Annotated in this window: 13 protein-coding genes; 3 read left to right on the top strand and 10 right to left on the bottom strand. The window is 53.8% G+C overall.

Going from position 1 to position 16,882, the window contains the following annotated elements; genetic code table 11:
• Positions 1–20: 20 nt before the first annotated feature.
• The 6 genes from E1162_RS02415 to E1162_RS02390 form a co-directional block, all read right to left on the bottom strand.
• Complete coding sequence (locus tag E1162_RS02415) at positions 21–1,364, bottom strand: pyruvate dehydrogenase complex dihydrolipoamide acetyltransferase (RefSeq protein WP_155126240.1); 1,344 nt, start codon at positions 1,362–1,364, stop codon at positions 21–23.
• Positions 1,365–1,381: 17 nt separating this feature from the next.
• Entirely contained in the window at positions 1,382–2,773 is a 1,392-nt protein-coding gene (locus E1162_RS02410; RefSeq protein ID WP_155126238.1) for a pyruvate dehydrogenase complex E1 component subunit beta, read from the bottom strand.
• Positions 2,774–2,788: 15 nt separating this feature from the next.
• Positions 2,789–3,772 (bottom strand): pyruvate dehydrogenase (acetyl-transferring) E1 component subunit alpha, encoded by a 984-nt coding sequence (gene pdhA, locus E1162_RS02405; RefSeq protein ID WP_257098601.1) that lies wholly within the window; start codon positions 3,770–3,772, stop codon positions 2,789–2,791.
• A 269-nt stretch (positions 3,773–4,041) separates the two neighbouring features.
• Complete coding sequence (locus E1162_RS02400) at positions 4,042–4,359, bottom strand: FtsB family cell division protein (RefSeq protein ID WP_371311774.1); 318 nt, start codon at positions 4,357–4,359, stop codon at positions 4,042–4,044.
• A 159-nt stretch (positions 4,360–4,518) separates the two neighbouring features.
• Positions 4,519–8,007: a transcription-repair coupling factor gene (gene mfd, locus E1162_RS02395; protein WP_371311773.1), complete on the bottom strand. Its 3,489-nt coding sequence runs from the start codon at positions 8,005–8,007 to the stop codon at positions 4,519–4,521.
• A gap of 54 nt (positions 8,008–8,061) precedes the next feature.
• The gene (locus E1162_RS02390) at positions 8,062–8,346 is read right to left on the bottom strand and encodes an FAD assembly factor SdhE (RefSeq protein ID WP_371311772.1); all 285 of its coding nucleotides are present in this window, start codon (positions 8,344–8,346) and stop codon (positions 8,062–8,064) included.
• Between the two features lie 189 nt (positions 8,347–8,535).
• On the opposite strand from E1162_RS02390, the gene recG reads away from it, so the two are divergent.
• Entirely contained in the window at positions 8,536–10,638 is a 2,103-nt protein-coding gene (gene recG / locus E1162_RS02385; RefSeq protein ID WP_155126234.1) for an ATP-dependent DNA helicase RecG, read from the top strand.
• Here recG and E1162_RS02380 read toward each other — a convergent pair whose 3' ends face one another.
• Positions 10,639–11,376, bottom strand: coding sequence for a DUF502 domain-containing protein (locus E1162_RS02380; protein WP_155126232.1), 738 nt, complete (start codon positions 11,374–11,376; stop codon positions 10,639–10,641). It abuts the gene before it with no gap.
• Positions 11,377–11,536: 160 nt separating this feature from the next.
• Between E1162_RS02380 and E1162_RS02375 the strand changes: the two genes are divergently transcribed.
• Positions 11,537–11,950 (top strand): YbaN family protein, encoded by a 414-nt coding sequence (locus E1162_RS02375; protein ID WP_155126230.1) that lies wholly within the window; start codon positions 11,537–11,539, stop codon positions 11,948–11,950.
• Here the strand turns inward: E1162_RS02375 and E1162_RS02370 are convergent.
• From E1162_RS02370 to glmU, 3 genes are all read right to left on the bottom strand, one after another.
• A complete protein-coding gene (locus tag E1162_RS02370; RefSeq protein ID WP_155126228.1) occupies positions 11,910–12,245 on the bottom strand; it encodes a gamma-glutamylcyclotransferase family protein in 336 nt (111 codons plus the stop codon). The genes E1162_RS02375 and E1162_RS02370 overlap by 41 nt on opposite strands.
• A gap of 84 nt (positions 12,246–12,329) precedes the next feature.
• On the bottom strand, positions 12,330–14,156 hold the full coding sequence (gene glmS / locus E1162_RS02365; protein WP_155126226.1) for a glutamine--fructose-6-phosphate transaminase (isomerizing): 1,827 nt from the start codon (positions 14,154–14,156) through the stop codon (positions 12,330–12,332).
• Between the two features lie 128 nt (positions 14,157–14,284).
• Positions 14,285–15,637 (bottom strand): bifunctional UDP-N-acetylglucosamine diphosphorylase/glucosamine-1-phosphate N-acetyltransferase GlmU, encoded by a 1,353-nt coding sequence (gene glmU, locus E1162_RS02360; RefSeq protein ID WP_155126224.1) that lies wholly within the window; start codon positions 15,635–15,637, stop codon positions 14,285–14,287.
• Between the two features lie 310 nt (positions 15,638–15,947).
• On the opposite strand from glmU, the gene E1162_RS02355 reads away from it, so the two are divergent.
• Positions 15,948–16,880, top strand: a complete 933-nt coding sequence (locus tag E1162_RS02355; RefSeq protein WP_257098594.1) for an SPOR domain-containing protein — start codon at positions 15,948–15,950, stop codon at positions 16,878–16,880.
• The last annotated feature ends 2 nt before the right edge of the window (positions 16,881–16,882 follow it).

Below are 16,882 nucleotides of genomic sequence, written 5' to 3'. Positions count from 1 at the left end.
TCGATGTCGCTTTGCGGGTCTTAGACCAGCATGGACATCGGATTTTCGATGTATGCCTTGAACGCCTGCAGAAGTTCTGCACCCAGAGCACCGTCAACTGCGCGGTGGTCGGTAGACAGCGTTACGGACATAACCGTTCCGATTGCCAGTTCGTCGTCTTTGACGATTGGCTGCTTAACACCAGCGCCTACAGCCAGAATGGTTGCGTGCGGTGGGTTGATAACAGCGCAGAAGTCTTTGATGCCGAACATGCCGAGGTTGGAAACCGCGGTGGTGCCACCTTGGTATTCCTGCGGCTGCAGCTTACGGTCACGAGCGCGTTTCGCCAGATCCTTCATCTCGTTGGAGATGGTAGACAGGGACTTCTCGTCAGCGCGGCGGATGATCGGAGTGATCAGGCCACCATCGATGGAAACCGCTACACCAACGTCTGCGTGCTTGTGGATCAGCATGCCTGCGTCTGTCCAAGATGCGTTTGCATTTGGAACAGCTTTCAGTGCCAGAGCATGGGCTTTGATGACCATGTCGTTCACGGAGAGCTTGTAAGCTGGCTTGCCGTCTTTATCGAGCGGAGCAGACTTGTTGAGCTGGCCGCGCAGAGCAAGCAGTGCGTCGAGGTTGCAATCTACGGTGAGGTAGAAGTGCGGAACGGTCTGCTTAGACTCGGTCAGGCGTTTCGCGATGGTCTTACGCATACCGTCATGCGGGATGAGTTCGTAAGAACCTTCTTCGAACAGCTTGAGGATCTGATCGTCGGACTGACCTTTTGCAGGTGCTGCTGGTGCAGGCGCTGCAGCTGGTGCCGGAGCTGCTGCAGCAGCAGGCGCTGGCTTACCGGTGCCCGCAGCAATAGCTGCTTCAACGTCGCGCTTAACAACACGGCCATGAGGACCGGTGCCGTTGATCAGAGCGATATCGAGACCTTCCTGCTTGGCAATACGGCGTGCCAGAGGAGAAGAGAATACGCGCTCACCCTTTGCAGCAGGTGCTGCTGGTGCCGGGCTTGCTGCAGGAGCAGGAGCGGCAGCAACAAGTGCTGGAGCTTCCGCCGCTGGTGCAGGCGCTGCGGCAGGTGCCGGAGCCGGTGCTGCGCCAGCGCTATCCATTGCAGATGCGTCTTCGCCTTCTTCCAGAAGAACCGCGATGATAGCGTTTACTTTAACGCCTTCGGTGCCTTCAGGTACGACGATCTTGCCAACAGTACCCTCGTCCACGGCTTCAACTTCCATGGTGGCTTTGTCGGTTTCGATTTCAGCGATAACGTCGCCGGAGGAGACAGTGTCTCCTTCCTTAACGAGCCATTTCGCCAGATTGCCCTCTTCCATGGTTGGGGAAAGAGCAGGCATCAAGATATTAATTGCCATTGGTTCTCTTCCTCCAGTTAGGCGGTGTAGGTAACGGCTTTAACCGCGTCGATCACTTCCTGAACGTTTGGAAGCGCGAGCTTTTCAAGGTTAGCCGCGTAAGGCATTGGAACGTCTTTACCGGTGATGCGCAGGATTGGAGCGTCAAGGTAATCGAACGCCTGTTCCTGAACCTGATAAGCAATTTCAGAGGAAACAGAGCAGATCGGGAACGCTTCTTCTACGGTTACCAGACGGCCGGTCTTACGAACGGAGGTCAAAATGGTTTCCATATCCAGCGGACGGATGGTGCGCAGGTCGATGAGTTCAGCAGAGATGCCCATCTTCGCCAGTTCTGCAACCGCGTTGAGAGCGTAGGTCATGCCGATGCTCCAAGAAACGATGGTTACATCGGTACCGCTGCGAACAACTTTCGCCTTACCGATTGGCAGAACGTAGTCGTCCAGCTTCGGAACATCGAAGTGCTGTCCGTAAAGCAGTTCGTTTTCAAGGAAGATGACCGGGTTCGGGTCACGGATCGCAGCTTTCAGGAGACCTTTTGCGTCAGCAGCGGTGTATGGCTGAACAACTTTGAGGCCCGGAATGGAAGCATACCATGCAGCGAAGTCCTGGGAGTGCTGTGCGCCAACGCGTGCTGCTGCACCGTTTGCACCACGGAACACCATAGGAGCGCCCATCTGGCCACCAGACATGTAAAGGGTCTTGGCAGCAGAGTTGATGATGTGGTCAATCGCCTGCATTGCGAAGTTGAAGGTCATGTATTCAACGATAGGACGCAGACCGGACATTGCCGCACCAACAGCCAGACCGGTGAAGCCGTGCTCGGTGATTGGAGTGTCGATAACGCGCTTGTCGCCGAATTCGTCAAGGAGGCCCTGAGAAATCTTGTAGGCACCCTGATACTGACCAACTTCTTCACCCATGAGGAAGACGTTTTCGTCGCGGCGCATTTCTTCAGCCATCGCATCACGCAGCGCTTCACGAACGGTCATGGAGACCATTTCGGTGCCCGCTGGGATCTCTGGATCATCAGGAATGATTTCAACGACTGGGCCAGCAACGGTTGCTGGAACGGTTGCAGGTGCTGGAACTGCTGCAGGGTCAGCTGCAGGTGCTTCAGCAACAACAGGTGCGCCGGTAGCAGCTTCCAGAGCAGAAGCGTCTTCGCCTTCTTCAAGAAGAACAGCGATTGGCTCGTTCACCTTAACGTTCTCAGTGCCCTCAGGGATGAGGATTTTGCCGAGAATACCTTCATCGACAGCTTCCACTTCCATGGTTGCCTTGTCGGTTTCGATTTCCGCGATCACGTCGCCGGCGGAAACTGCGTCACCTTCTTTTTTGAGCCACTTGGCTAGATTGCCTTCTTCCATGGTTGGAGAAAGAGCAGGCATAAGAATCTGAATTGGCATTGTTTGTCCCCGCCCTTAGATCAGGATGTCCGTGTACAGTTCAGAGGTGTCCGGCTCTGGCGAGGTCTGCGCGAATTCTGCAGACTCGGCAACAATTGCACGAACTTCCTTATCAAGCGCCTTGAGGTCGTCCTCAGATGCCCAGTCATTGGCAATCAGGCGTGCGCGAACCTGCTCGATCGGGTCGTGCTCGGTACGCATCTTCTGCACTTCGTCCTTGGAGCGGTATTTTGCTGGGTCGGACATGGAGTGACCACGGTAACGGTATGTGATCATTTCAAGGATGTAAGGACCGTTACCTTCACGGCACCATTCCATCGCATAGTCGGTCGCAGCTTTAACAGCGCGTACGTCCATGCCGTCTACCTGCACGCCCGGAATACCGAAGGAAGCGCCGCGCTGGGACAGGTCAGTGGTGGAAGATGCACGTTCAATGGAGGTACCCATGCCGTACTTGTTGTTTTCGATCACGTAGATCACAGGCAGGTTCCAGAGCTTTGCCATGTTGAAGCTCTCGTATACCTGACCCTGGTTGGCAGCACCGTCACCGAAGAAGGTGAGAGATACGTTGCCGTTGTTGGTGTAGCGGTTTTTGAATGCCAGACCGGTGCCGAGCGCTACCTGCGCACCCACGATACCGTGGCCGCCGTAGAACTCCTGTTCTTTGGAGAACATGTGCATGGAACCGCCCTTACCTTTTGAAAGGCCGCCTTCGCGACCGGTAAGTTCAGCCATAACACCGTTAGGATCCATACCACATGCAAGCATGTGACCGTGGTCGCGGTAGCTGGTGATCATCTGATCACCTTTTTTCTTTGCCATCTCGATACCGACGACAACTGCTTCCTGACCGATGTAAAGGTGGCAGAAACCTCCGATGAGGCCCATACCGTAAAGCTGACCGGCTTTTTCCTCAAAGCGGCGGATCAGCAGCATTTCGCGATAAGCTTTCAGCTCTTCTTCTTTATTGAAGTCGGCGATCGCGGGGGCGTTTTTCATTGCGCCGCGGGCTTTTGGGGCAGTTTTTTTCTGCGCTCCTGTGGACTTGGTTTGAGATCCAGCCATGACCCTCGTCTCTTATTGACGTTTGTGAAGAATTACACAGTCACACTAATCCTAGGACAGAGGTTTTCCAAGCAGATTAATTCCACAGAGAAAAATAAATAAGCAATTGAATATAAAGGGAAATTTACGATTAACCTAAATATGGTTGATTACTTACATTTAACCCATATTCAGTTAATTACTTTAGTCTTACGTAGAAAACGTTAGTTTCGGAATATGGCAACTTCGTTGCTGTGAACGAGGTTAAGTGTCGCACGGGCACGTTCATCCACCATATCTGGATGCAGGTTGTTGGGCATCAACAACATTACGCGCCGTTCGAGGGCCATACGTTCGCCCTGCACTTCCGCCAGTTGCGTTTCAAGTTCTGCAACCTGACGCTCAATCATGGCTTTTCCAACCAGTCCTAGTTCGCCATTGATGGCATGATAGCCAAAATAACCCATCATTGCGATGAAAATCACCGGCAGGATGAATCCTTTGGAGTTGGACTGTTTTCTTTGTCTTGTCGTTGCGAGCACGGGAAGGACCTACAAAATACAAAAAAGCCTTCGATATGGGATCGCAGTTTCTCAGATCGCCCTTAATCAAACCTTTCCATAGCGCAAAGATTTTCAGCAATTTCAGCAAAAGCACTGAAAACTACCGTTAACGGCAACCTGAGAACATTGATGCTGCATCTATATGGCTTTTGCAAGGCCAACGAGTTTTTGCAGGATTGCTGCACACCCTTTCAACCGGTCATTCGGACCTGGCCAGTCACGGGTAAGAACGATTTTCTGATCTGGCCTGATCTTGGCAAGAATCCCCTGCTCTGCAATGTAGGAAACAAGGCCAACCGGATTCGGGAACTCATTGTCACGGAACGCGATAAGCACACCCTTTGGACCAGCGTCGATCTTTTCCACATTCGCCTTACGGCACAGCCCTTTGATGTAGACGATCTTGAGCAAGTGATTGACCTCCTCCGGCATTTTGCCAAAGCGGTCCACCATCTCGGCAGCAAAGCTATCGATATCCGCAGGCTCGCTGAGGTCGGATAGGCGGCGATAGAGGTCGAGGCGCAGCTGAAGATCTGGCACGTAGTTTTCTGGAATAAGAACCGCAGTACCAACAGTAATCTGAGGCGACCACTGGTCTTTATCAAGCTCCTCACCGCCTGACTTAAGCTGCGCAACAGCTTCCTCCAGCATCTGCTGATAAAGCTCGAAGCCCACCTCTTTCACGTGGCCGGACTGCTCTTCACCAAGCAGGTTACCAGCACCGCGAATGTCCAGATCGTGACTTGCCAACTGGAAGCCAGCACCAAGGTTCTCCAGCGACTGAAGCACCTTCAGGCGGCGCTCTGCTGTAGGCGTGAGTGTCTTATTCGCCGGAACGGTGAACAGCGCGTATGCGCGGGTTTTGGAGCGACCAACGCGTCCTCGGATCTGGTAGAGCTGCGCAAGGCCAAACATATCGGCGCGGTGTACGATCAGCGTGTTGGCGTTTGGCACATCCAGGCCGGACTCCACGATGGTCGTAGAAAGAAGCACATCGTACTTACCGTCATAGAAGGCGTTCATCACGTCTTCCAACTGTCCCGCAGCCATCTGACCATGGGCGACAGCGACCTTTACCTCAGGCACGTTGCTTTCAAGGAATGCCTGAATTTCGGCAAGATCGGAAAGCCGCGGACACACATAGAAGCTCTGCCCGCCGCGGTAATGCTCACGCAGCAAGGATTCGCGAATAACCATTGCATCGAATGGCGACACGAACGTGCGCACGGCCAGACGATCCACCGGCGGCGTCGCGATAAGGGACAGCTCGCGTACGCCCGTTAGCGCAAGCTGCAACGTACGCGGAATTGGTGTCGCAGATAGCGTGAGGACGTGCACGTCGCTCTTCAGCTCTTTCAGGCGCTCTTTATGCTTCACGCCGAAATGCTGCTCCTCATCAATGATGAGCAGACCGAGGTCGCGGAACTCAAGGCCCTTACCCAGCAGCGCGTGCGTGCCGACAACCACATCCACAGAGCCATCTTTGATGCCCTTTTTGGTTTCCGATAGCTCCTTGGTCGGAACAAGGCGCGATGCTTGTTTGACGTTGATTGGCAGGCCCTTGAAGCGTTCGGAAAATGTTCTGAAGTGCTGACGGGAAAGCAGTGTCGTCGGCACCACAACCGCCACCTGTCGGCCGGAAAGAGAAGCAAGGAAAGCAGCACGCAGTGCGACCTCGGTTTTACCGAAGCCCACGTCGCCGCAGATCAGGCGGTCCATCGGACGGCCTGAGGACATGTCGTCAAAGACGCTTTCAATTGCGCCAAGCTGATCGTCGGTCTCATCATAGACAAAGCGCGCGGCGAATTCGTCATAGGCACCATCTGGAACAGAAATGACGGGAGCGGTTCGAAGAGCGCGCTGCGCCGCAGTCTTGATAAGGCCGTCAGCGATTTCCAGAACGCGCTTCTTCATGCGCGCCTTACGCGCCTGCCATGCGCCGCCGCCCAGACGATCAAGCTGGGCTTCCTGATCCTCAGAGCCGTAGCGTGTCAGAAGCTCGATATTTTCTACAGGAAGGTAGAGCTTGTCGCCGCCATGATATTGCAGCTCAAGACAGTCATGGGGCGCACCGGCCGCCGTAATGGTCTTCAAGCCGATAAACCGGCCGATACCATGGTCGGAGTGCACCACCAGATCGCCCTGATGGAGGCTGGACGCCTCTGTAAGAACGTTTGCACCCTTCGCCCGCTTACGGCGCTGGCGTACAAGGCGGTCACCCAGAATGTCCTGCTCAGCAACGAAGGCGAAGTTATCAACCTCGAAGCCATGCTCCAGACCAAGGATGATGAGCGCACTCATGCCTTTCGGAAGCTGGGATAGCTCATCAACGTTGCCAGCATAGCCTGTCCGGTCGAGGCCGTGATCGGCGAGCACTTGCGTTAGACGTTCGCGGGAGCCTTCACTCCAACACGCGATAACAACGGTTTTTCCTTCAGAGCGCAGGTGTGCGGCATGGTTGGAAAATGCGTCGAAGATATTGACGTTGCCTGCTGCACGCTCTGCTGCAAAGTTACGCCCTTCGCGTCCGCCAAGTTCAATAACCTGCTGGCCTGTGCCCAGCGGTACGGCAAATGGTGTCAAACGCGCCGTTGCCCGATCTGCAAGCGCGGCTGTCCACTCATCCTTACTGTAGTAGAGCTGCTCCGCCGGCACCGGAAGATATGGCACGCCAGTAGAAAGAGACTTGGACTCCATCGCCTCCTGACGTGCCGCAAAGTGCTCTTCAATCTGGCTAAGGCGCTCTGCAACTGCATCTTCGTCGCTGGCATCCATAACCACTGGCACACCGCCGATATAATCGAAAAGGGTCTCCAGCTTATCGTGAAAGAGTGGCAGCCAATGCTCCATACCGGCGTAGCGGCGCCCTTCACTGATGGATTGGTAAAGAACGTCGTCGCGACTGGTCGCGCCAAACAGGGAGATGTAGTTGCGCCGGAAACGGGAGATAGCCTCCTGATCCAGTACCACTTCACTCATTGGCACTAGCGCGAGAGACTTTTTCTGTTTCAGCGTACGCTGTGTTTCTACGTCGAACGAGCGGATGGTTTCCAGCGTATCGCCGAAGAAGTCCAAACGAACCGGTTCTTCAGAACCTGGTGAGAAGAGATCAATGATCCCGCCGCGCACAGCGTATTCGCCGGTTTCGCGAACCGTAGGCGTGCGTACAAAGCCGTTGATCTCCAGCCACATGATGATCTTGTTGAGATCTAGCCTGTTACCCGGACGGAGGGAGAGCGCCTGTTCGGCTGCCCATTCACGCGCTGGCATTCGCTGAAGGGCGGCGTTTACCGTGGTAAGCAGAACGTATTTCTTGCCATCAGAGAAGCCAGCGGCCAGTTCGCCCAGCGTGGTAAGGCGACGGGCAACAATAGCACCGTGCGGCGATACACGGTCGTATGGCAAACAGTCCCACGCCGGAAGCTGGATAACTTCCACATCCGGCGCAAAAAAGCCCAGCGCCTCTGCAACTGCCGACATACGCGTCGCATCGCGAGCGATAAACGTTAGAACCAAACCCGTCTGATCGATCTCACCCAAGATTTTGGCGAGGGTATGCGCCTCCGCCCCATCGGGCACCATTGATAAAACAATATTGCCGCCGGTCTTGAGCAGGTTATCGAACACTGAGGTCACCTCTGGGTTTGGTCTTTTTATCGTCTCGTACGGGGTTTGTTTCGCTTATGCGTCTTTGTAGTACGCAAGAATATCGCGGAACAGCTTAGTATCGTGTTCAGAAGGAACAGGCTTGGAGCCCATGAGCCATGCAAACAGATCCTGATCGTGAAGCGTCAAGAACTCCTCAAGAGCGGATAGTTCTGTCTCATTCATCAGCGGGAGATGGGCCTCGGCGTAACCGCCAAGTAGAATGTCCATTTCCTTCATACCGCGATGGGTGCAACGAAACAGGGCGCGTTTACGACGATTTTCCAGCACTTCGTTCTTGTTTTGATCTACTTCAGACACAGAAACACCCATCCCTTGAATATATAGGCCCAAATTTGAAGGTACGAACTCTGTCGTACGCAAATGCAACTTACCGGAGCTATATAGCGTGCAAAACAGCTCCTGTCAGTCAATTCCAATAGTATGTTGCAGAAATCATAAAGACATGTCACAGACAAACTCTCTGCACTTGCTCTGGACCCAACGGAAATGCGCCCAACACGCCTTGACCCTTTGTTCACACCGGTCACTGCCCTGAAGGGGATTGGCCCGAAAACAGCAAAGACGCTGTCCTCTCTTCTGGCCGGAGGGAAGGACCGTGAGGCTCGCATATCCGATTTGATATTCCATGTGCCCAGCAACGTGATTGACCGTCGCTTGCGCCCTGGCATTGCAGGTAGCCCGGAAGACACCATCGTCACGCTAACGCTTCATGTTGATGCCCACCGTGCACCGCCGCGCAACTCCCGCGCGCCGTATAAGGTGCTGGCCCACGATGACAGCGGTGAGATCGAGCTGGTGTTTTTCCACGCACGCCGTGACTATTTGGAAAAGTTGCTGCCTGTTGGCGAAGAGCGCATCGTATCGGGCAAAGTAGAGTGGTTTAACAGCCGCGCCCAGATGGTTCACCCTGATCACGTTGTAAGCGCAGAAGAAGCAGAAGACCTTCCTCTCATCGAGCCAGTTTACCCGATGACCGCTGGCCTTTCCTCCAAAATGATGCAGAAGGCAATGACCACTGCCCTGCCCTTGGTGCCTTCTCTGCCAGAGTGGCAAGATGCTGCGTTCGTAAAAGCGAACCGTTTTCCGCCATTTAAAGAGGCACTGCTCGGTTTGCACCGGCCCGAAGACCTCAGTGAACTGGCAGATGAAAGCGCCTCTCGCAAACGCCTTGCCTATGACGAGTTTCTGGCAAACCAGCTTGCCCTTGCTCTTGTGCGTAATGCCATGCGCAAGCAAGGGGGTACTGAGCGAAAAGGCACTGGCCTCATTCGCAAAAAGATTATTGCCGCCCTACCTTACGAGCTGACCGAAGGCCAGAAGCAGGCGCTTATAGAAATTTCGCAGGATCTTTCCGCGCCCGCCCGTATGCTGCGTTTGCTTCAGGGCGATGTGGGCGCTGGTAAAACCATTGTCGGCCTAATGGCCATGGCGCAGGTGATTGAAGACGGTGGACAGGCAGCCCTCATGGCGCCGACCGATATTCTTGCCCGCCAGCACTACGCCTCAATGCTTCCTCTTTGTGAGGCGGCCGGTATTCGTATTGCCGTTCTTTCTGGTAAGGACACTGCCAAGACAAAGCGCGAGATTGGTGAGAAACTGGAGAGCGGTGAGATTGACCTCATCGTTGGTACGCACGCGCTGTTCCAGTCTACCGTCATCTTTAAAAACCTCGGTATCGCGGTTGTAGACGAGCAGCACCGCTTTGGCGTTCACCAACGTCTCTCCCTTTCTTCCAAAGGCGCGCATGTGGATGTGCTGGTTATGACAGCAACGCCTATTCCGCGCACACTGGTGCTCTCCTATTTTGGCGACATGGAAGTTTCCCGCCTAACGGACAAGCCAAAGGGCCGTCAGCCCATCCAAACGGTTAGCGTTTCACTTGATCGTATTGGCGAGATCGTGGAGCGCCTTCGTGCTGCCATTGCCAATGGCAAGAAGATTTATTGGGTCTGCCCTCTGGTTGAGGAATCCGAAAAGATTGACCTTGCCGCGGCTGAAGAGCGTTTTGAAGACCTGCAAAAGGCCCTTGGTCCGGTTGTCGCGCTGGTTCATGGCCGTATGAGCGCTGATGAAAAGAACGCAGCTATGGAGGCCTTCAAGGTTGGGCATGCCCGCTTACTGGTGGCAACAACCGTTATTGAGGTGGGTGTAGACGTTCCCGATGCCACCATTATCGTCATCGAACATGCAGAGCGTTTCGGCCTTGCCCAGCTTCACCAGCTTCGTGGTCGTGTAGGCCGTGGTAGTGAAGCTTCTTCCTGCGTTTTGCTCTACAAGGCTCCCCTTGGCGAGACAGCGACCTCACGCCTCAATATCCTGCGTCAGACCAATGACGGCTTTTTGATTGCAGAAGAAGACTTGAAGCTGCGCGGTGAAGGTGAACTGCTGGGAACAAAGCAGTCTGGCTTACCGGGCTTCAAGATTGCCAATGTGCAGGCCCATGGGGACCTAATGCAAGCGGCCCGAGATGATGCAAGGCTGATTATCACCACAGACCCGCATTTGGAAACGGTGCGCGGTCAGGCACTCCGTCATCTGCTCTATCTTTTCTCAAGGGATGAAGCGGTGAAGCTTCTTAGGGCTGGCTAGCTACTCTGCTGCAACATCCGGCTTAGCGGTTTTATCACTCTCATGCTCTTCGACCAGAGCCGGATAATCTGGATTGACCAGACCTGCCGAGATAACAAGCTTGGCAGCGTCTTCCACGCTCATGGAAAGCAGACGCACTTCTTTGCGCGGTACGAAAAGCAGAAAGCCGGAAGTCGGGTTTGGCGTTGTTGGCAAAAAGACCGAAACCATATCGTCTTCATCTGCCAGCCTGCTTGCAACCTCGCCCTTGGTTTCGGTCGCCAGAAACACAATGGCCCACAGCCCGCGGCGCGGATATTCAATCAAACCGGCCTTGGAAAAGTTCTGACCGCCTTCATGGATAACGGTCTCGAAAATCTGCTTGAGTGCGCCGTAGAGGTTTCTAACCAGCGGCATACGGCCCAAAATGCGCTCGCCCACACCGACAAGACTGCGACCTGCAATATTTGCAGTGAGAAAGCCGATGACGGTGAGCGCCAGCAGAGCTGCGATCAAGCCAACGCCGGGCACTTCGATAGGCAAATAGGAATCTGGATTATACTGGTAGGGAATGAAGGGCTTTACCCAATTGTCGACCAGTTGAATAAAGGACCAGCTGAGATAAATTGTAATTCCGATTGGGCCTGTAATAACCAGCCCTGTGAAGAAATAGTTTCTCAGGCGTGTCATTAGTCCAAGCTTGGGAGGTAGCGGGGTTCCCCCTAGCTCGGTTGGCGCCTGTTGATCCGGTCCGCTCATAGTACTTGTCTCTTATCCCCGTTCATGTAGAACTCATTATTCGGCACACACTGCCCTGCTCCAGATCATTGCGACCTAGCAATTTTCCGTAGGTACAAGATGGCATCCCCAAACTAACATAGGGATACTACTAGTGTGTTACAATAAGAAACGGTTTCGGATGTACCGCGGTTTTTATCTAGTTTTGGGTATCGTCTTTGTTGGGCTCGGGATCTTGGGCGTGCTTTTGCCGCTGCTGCCCGGCACGGTGTTTTTTATTGTGGCCGCTGCATGTTTTGCGCGCTCCAACCCTGCCTTTGAAAAACGTATCGAGGAAAACAAGTGGGTGGGGCCCGGCGTTATTCGCTGGCGCAAATACGGCGTTATTCCGCCCTCTGCCAAGGCGACAGCCGTTATCGGCATGATGGGCGGTTTTCTGGTGTTTTGCATCACCTCTAAACCGCCAATCGTGCTTATTATCATTGCAGGCGTGTTTATTTTGTCGTGCGCGCTTTATGTGCTCTCGCGCCCGTCCCACGTTCCCAAAGAGGCTGTTAGTCCTGCTGAAGATTCAGAACGTAAACCTGCGCGTTGAAGTAAGAACCGTCGAAGCGTTTGACCGTTGCAGGAACGCGAATATATTCCTCCCCTTCCCACTCATCGAGAGACGCCCAAAGCTGGCCGAAATCGTTGGATGAATAAACATCACCTTCAAGCCAGTCGGCATGGTCGTCTAAGACGAGGCCGGGATAGCCATTACCTTCAGACCAACCACGGTCATGGAACTCAGCCTTAATAAAGGCTTTGCTCCAGTAGCCTGGTACTTTTTCCAGAAGATGGGTGTGGGATGCGCCGGGGCGCAGACTTCCATAGCAAAACAGGTGGTCCATATTTGCTTCTCCGGGGCTGACATGCACGAAATGGGAAGACGGGCGCAGATGAGCGTTCTTTTTTCTGCCTGCGCCCGTGTTCTATTATTCTACTGTAACCGATTTTGCGAGGTTACGTGGCTGATCAACATCAGTGCCCATGAAGACAGCTGTATGATAGGAGATCAGCTGAAGCGGGATCGCGTAAACGATTGGCGCTGCAAGCTCCGGCACTTCAGGCATTACGATGAGTTCACTCACGTCAACACCTGCTGCATCCGCGCCGTCCTGATCGGTGATGAGAACGATACGGCCGCCGCGTGCATGCACTTCCTGCATGTTGGAAACGGTTTTCTCGTAGATGCTGTCGAATGGAGCAACCACGAAGACCGGCATATTTTCGTCGATAAGCGCAATCGGCCCGTGCTTCAACTCACCTGCGGCGTAGCCTTCAGCGTGGATGTAAGAAAGCTCTTTCAGCTTCAAAGCACCTTCCAGAGCCAGCGGGTAGCTTGTACCGCGGCCAAGGTAGAGCGCGTCTTTCACCTTGGATGTCCACTGAGACATCTTCGCGACTTGTGGCTCCAGCTTCAGCGCTTTGACCAGATAAGCTGGCAGCTCTGCGAGGGAATTGACCAGCTCGCGTTCATCAGCCTCAGTGAGGAAGCCACGCTGGCGACCAGCGTAGATCGCAAGGCTTGCAAGCACCGCAAGCTGACAGGTGAACGCCTTGGTAGACGCAACGCCGATTTCAGGGCCAGCGATTGTCGGGAAGACAACGTTGGACTCACGAGCGATGGTAGATTCTGGAACGTTTACTACAGCGCCGATCTGCATGCCCTGCTCTTTGCAGTAGCGCAGAGAGGCAAGCGTATCAGCGGTTTCGCCGGACTGGGAGATAAACAGCGCCAAGTCGCCAGCTTTTAGCGGCATTTCGCGGTAGCGGAACTCAGAGGCGATATCGATATCAACCGGTAGACGGGCGTACTTCTCGAACCAGTACTTTGCAGTAAGACCTGCGTAGAACGCGGTGCCACACGCAGAGATCACCAGACGATCAAGCTTGGAGAAGTCCATTTCCGCGCCCAAAGGCAGCACTGCACGGCGCGCCTGAAGGTCAAGGTAATGGGAAAGAGTATGACCAACGACTTCTGGTTGCTCGTGGATTTCTTTTGCCATGAAATGGCGGTAGTTGCCTTTGTCCATCAGCGCAGAGGTCACGGTAGACATCTGAATTGGACGGGCAACTGGGGTACCGGATGCATCGAAAATCTCGACTTGATGACGGGTCAAAACAGCCCAGTCACCTTCTTCCAGATAACAGATGCGGTCAGTGAATGGAGAAAGTGCAATAGCGTCGGAACCGAGGAACATTTCCCCTTCGCCATAGCCCACAGCAAGCGGGGAGCCACGACGGGCACCGATCATCAGATCCTGCTCACCTTCAAACAGAAGGGCCAGAGCAAATGCACCGCGCAGTCTGGAAAGTACATCAGCAACCGCTTCACGAGGCTTTTTGCCTGCCTTGAGCTGAATGGAAAGAAGATGGGCAATGACCTCTGTATCAGTGTCAGATTCCAGCTTAATGCCGGCCTGCTCGATTTCTGCGCGCAGTTCGAGGAAATTTTCGATAATGCCGTTATGAACGACGCTTACGCCCTCAGAGGAATGCGGGTGTGCGTTGCGGACATTTGGAGCACCATGGGTTGCCCAGCGGGTGTGGCCAATGCCGCTAGTACCGGAAAGCGGCTGCTGAAGCACCAGAGCCTCAAGGTTGCGCAGCTTACCCTTTGCACGGCGGCGTGCCAGAACTCCGTCTTCCAACGTAGCAATACCAGCAGAGTCGTAGCCGCGATATTCAAGGCGTTTAAGCGCATCAATAAGTGCAGGAGCTACTGGCGTTTGCCCTAGAATTCCAACAATACCACACATGTAATCTTTCCCCTCTGGGCCCGATCTTTAAAACCGGAAGGCACAATTTCTCAAAATTTTGTGCTTCATAGCCCGTTTTCATTATTCCTGTTAAATCAATAGATGTTTCTGTTCGTTACATCTAAGGTTCAAGACTGACCAGCTTTCGCGGCAGCCAGACGCTGGCGAATTATCTTGCCACGCCCTGCCTTATTGGTCTGTCTTGCACGGCCCAGAGCCAAAGCATCTTGCGGCACAAATTCAGTCACCACGGAACCAGCTGCGATATATGCGCCATCTTCTACGGTAACCGGAGCGACCAGCACGCTGTCAGAACCCACAAAACACCCAGCACCGATATCGGTGTGGTGTTTCAAGAAACCATCGTAGTTACAGGTGATTGTGCCTGCACCGACGTTTGTTTTCTCGCCCACACGCGCATCACCGATATAGGAAAGGTGGTTGATCTTTGCGCCGTTTTCGATGCGTGCGTTCTTGATCTCAACGAAGTTGCCAATGTGTGCACCCTCGCCAATTTCAGCCTTAGGACGCAGACGCGCGTAAGGGCCGACTGTCGCGTCGCGCTTAACGACGCACTGCTCAAGGTGGGAGAATGCACGGATGCGAGCGCCGGTTTCCACCACAACACCTGGACCAAACACAACGTTAGGTTCAATCACAACGTCGTTTTCAATTTTTGTGTCATAAGAGAAATGTACCGTGTCCGGATCAACCAGAGTGATACCATCTTCCATCATGGTTGAGCGCATCACACCTTGGAAGACCTTCTCGCAGTTAGCGAGCTGTTCACGGTTATTGATGCCCTGAACTTCCGCTTCATCGGCCTTTTCCGCAACCACATTCATGTCGTGTTTGCGAGCAATCTCAACCGCGTCCGTCAGGTAGTACTCACCCTTGGCGTTGCTGTTGTCGATCGCATCAATAAGCTGTTTTAGAACCGAGCCCTTAAAGCCCATGATACCAGCGTTGCAGAAGGTAACTGCGCGCTCGGCATCACTTGCATCTTTTTCTTCGCGAATGGCATTGAGCTGGCCGTTTTCAACGATAAGACGTCCATAGCCGAACGGATTGTCAGCCTCAAAACCAAGCACGACCACGTCCGCACCATCTTGCAGACGGAAGCGAAGGCGATTGAACGTGTCAGAGGTCACCAGCGGCGTATCGCCAAAAAGCACCAGCACATGATCATGTTCGTCCATGTAGGCAACTTCAGCAGCCTGTACAGCGTGGGCAGTACCCAGACGGTCGGTTTGAACAAAGCAGCGTGCTTGCGGTACGATTTTTTTCGCCCGCGCTTCTACTTCATCCATATCCGGACCAACAACAACAGCAATACTTGTTGCACCAGCACCCTGAACCGCATTGAGCACATGACCTACAAGCGGCAGATTGCCAATTTCGTGCATAACCTTAGGCATTGCAGAACGCATCCGCGTACCCATACCTGCAGCGAGAACAATTGCCAGACAGCTGTTGTCCATAGAACCCTCATGAAAAAAGAACTCGTAAATTCGGTTGGCGACATTGCCCGCTAAACGGGACAAATAAAAGGCCCAGCGGGCGCTTTCACCAGCATTTGAGAACAGAAATAGCGCGAAAAACTAAAGAAACTACTCACGGTTTAAAATAGGTTTGCAATCTGTTAACCATATTTACGCAGTGATACCTAATAGGTATTCATTGATGGATTCGAATGGGCAATTCGAACAGGGAAGCAGGCGGGCCGTGAAGAAATTCGAGTTGTCTAGCGCATTGGCTGCACGTGAGGCAAAAAGCAGAGTGAAGGCTCCTTTGTTTTCGTGGGGTTTCGTTGCTGTGTTGGCGGCTGTGCTTGCGGGTGGCTCGCTTACGATTCCCGCCCGTTCGTGGCAAAGCAACCAACAAGCAGCCACAGGTTTTCAGCTTCCGCCCGTCGGGCCGGTGGAGACGACTGCATCCATCGGGCAATCTCCTGCCTTCCAGCAGGTTGCAATCCTCCCGCCTCCATCAGCGGCGAGTTTGAATGGCGCGGGAAAGGAACCGTTGCTCAAGGAAGTTGCCTTCCTGCGGAACGAGCTTAAGAGCCTGCGAAAAGAGTTGGAGAACCTTCACGCCAGTGATGACCGCCTCTCCAGTGACCTTACCCAGCTCGCTGCGGCGACCACGCAAGTAAAAGACAAGCTGGAAAACAGGCCGGAAAAAATGGTGGTGCCTGAGCAAACATTTCAGCCAACGTTTGCCTCTGACACCTCTGATAGCCCAATAGAAACGCTACCAGCACCGGAAACGGGTCTTCTTGCTGATAACCCAGCCCAGCCAGCCTTTTCCAAGGATAACGCGCCGTGGAACGTTGCTGCCCGTGAGCTGGCAAACCAAGTGGTACCAGCGGGCCCTGCTCCAACAACCGTTGCCTCTATTACCGGACAAACAACCGCAATGCCGGTAGACCTTGCAAAACACGCAGGCACTGCGCAGAGCAACAGCTCACTGCAAATCAAACAGACAGCGTTTGCACTGGACCTTGGCCGCTTTGAAAGCCAAGAAGAAATGGAAAACGCATGGGATGCTCTTACGCAGGCTCACAGTGCCATTTTGCCCCCTCGCATCCAGCGCAGTTCACAGCGCGAGCGTACCAGCTTTCTTTTGATTGCAGGCCCCGTTGCCAACGCATCCGACGCGCTAAAGATTTGCGCTCAACTTTCCTTGAGTGATGCTCACTGTCGCTTGCAGGTCTTTAAGCCCTAAAC

This window comes from Pseudovibrio flavus (genome assembly GCF_009711345.1).
Taxonomy (GTDB): domain Bacteria; phylum Pseudomonadota; class Alphaproteobacteria; order Rhizobiales; family Stappiaceae; genus Pseudovibrio; species Pseudovibrio flavus.
Note: the sequence above shows the minus strand (reverse complement) of the source record. Positions and strands in the feature narration are given on the sequence as shown.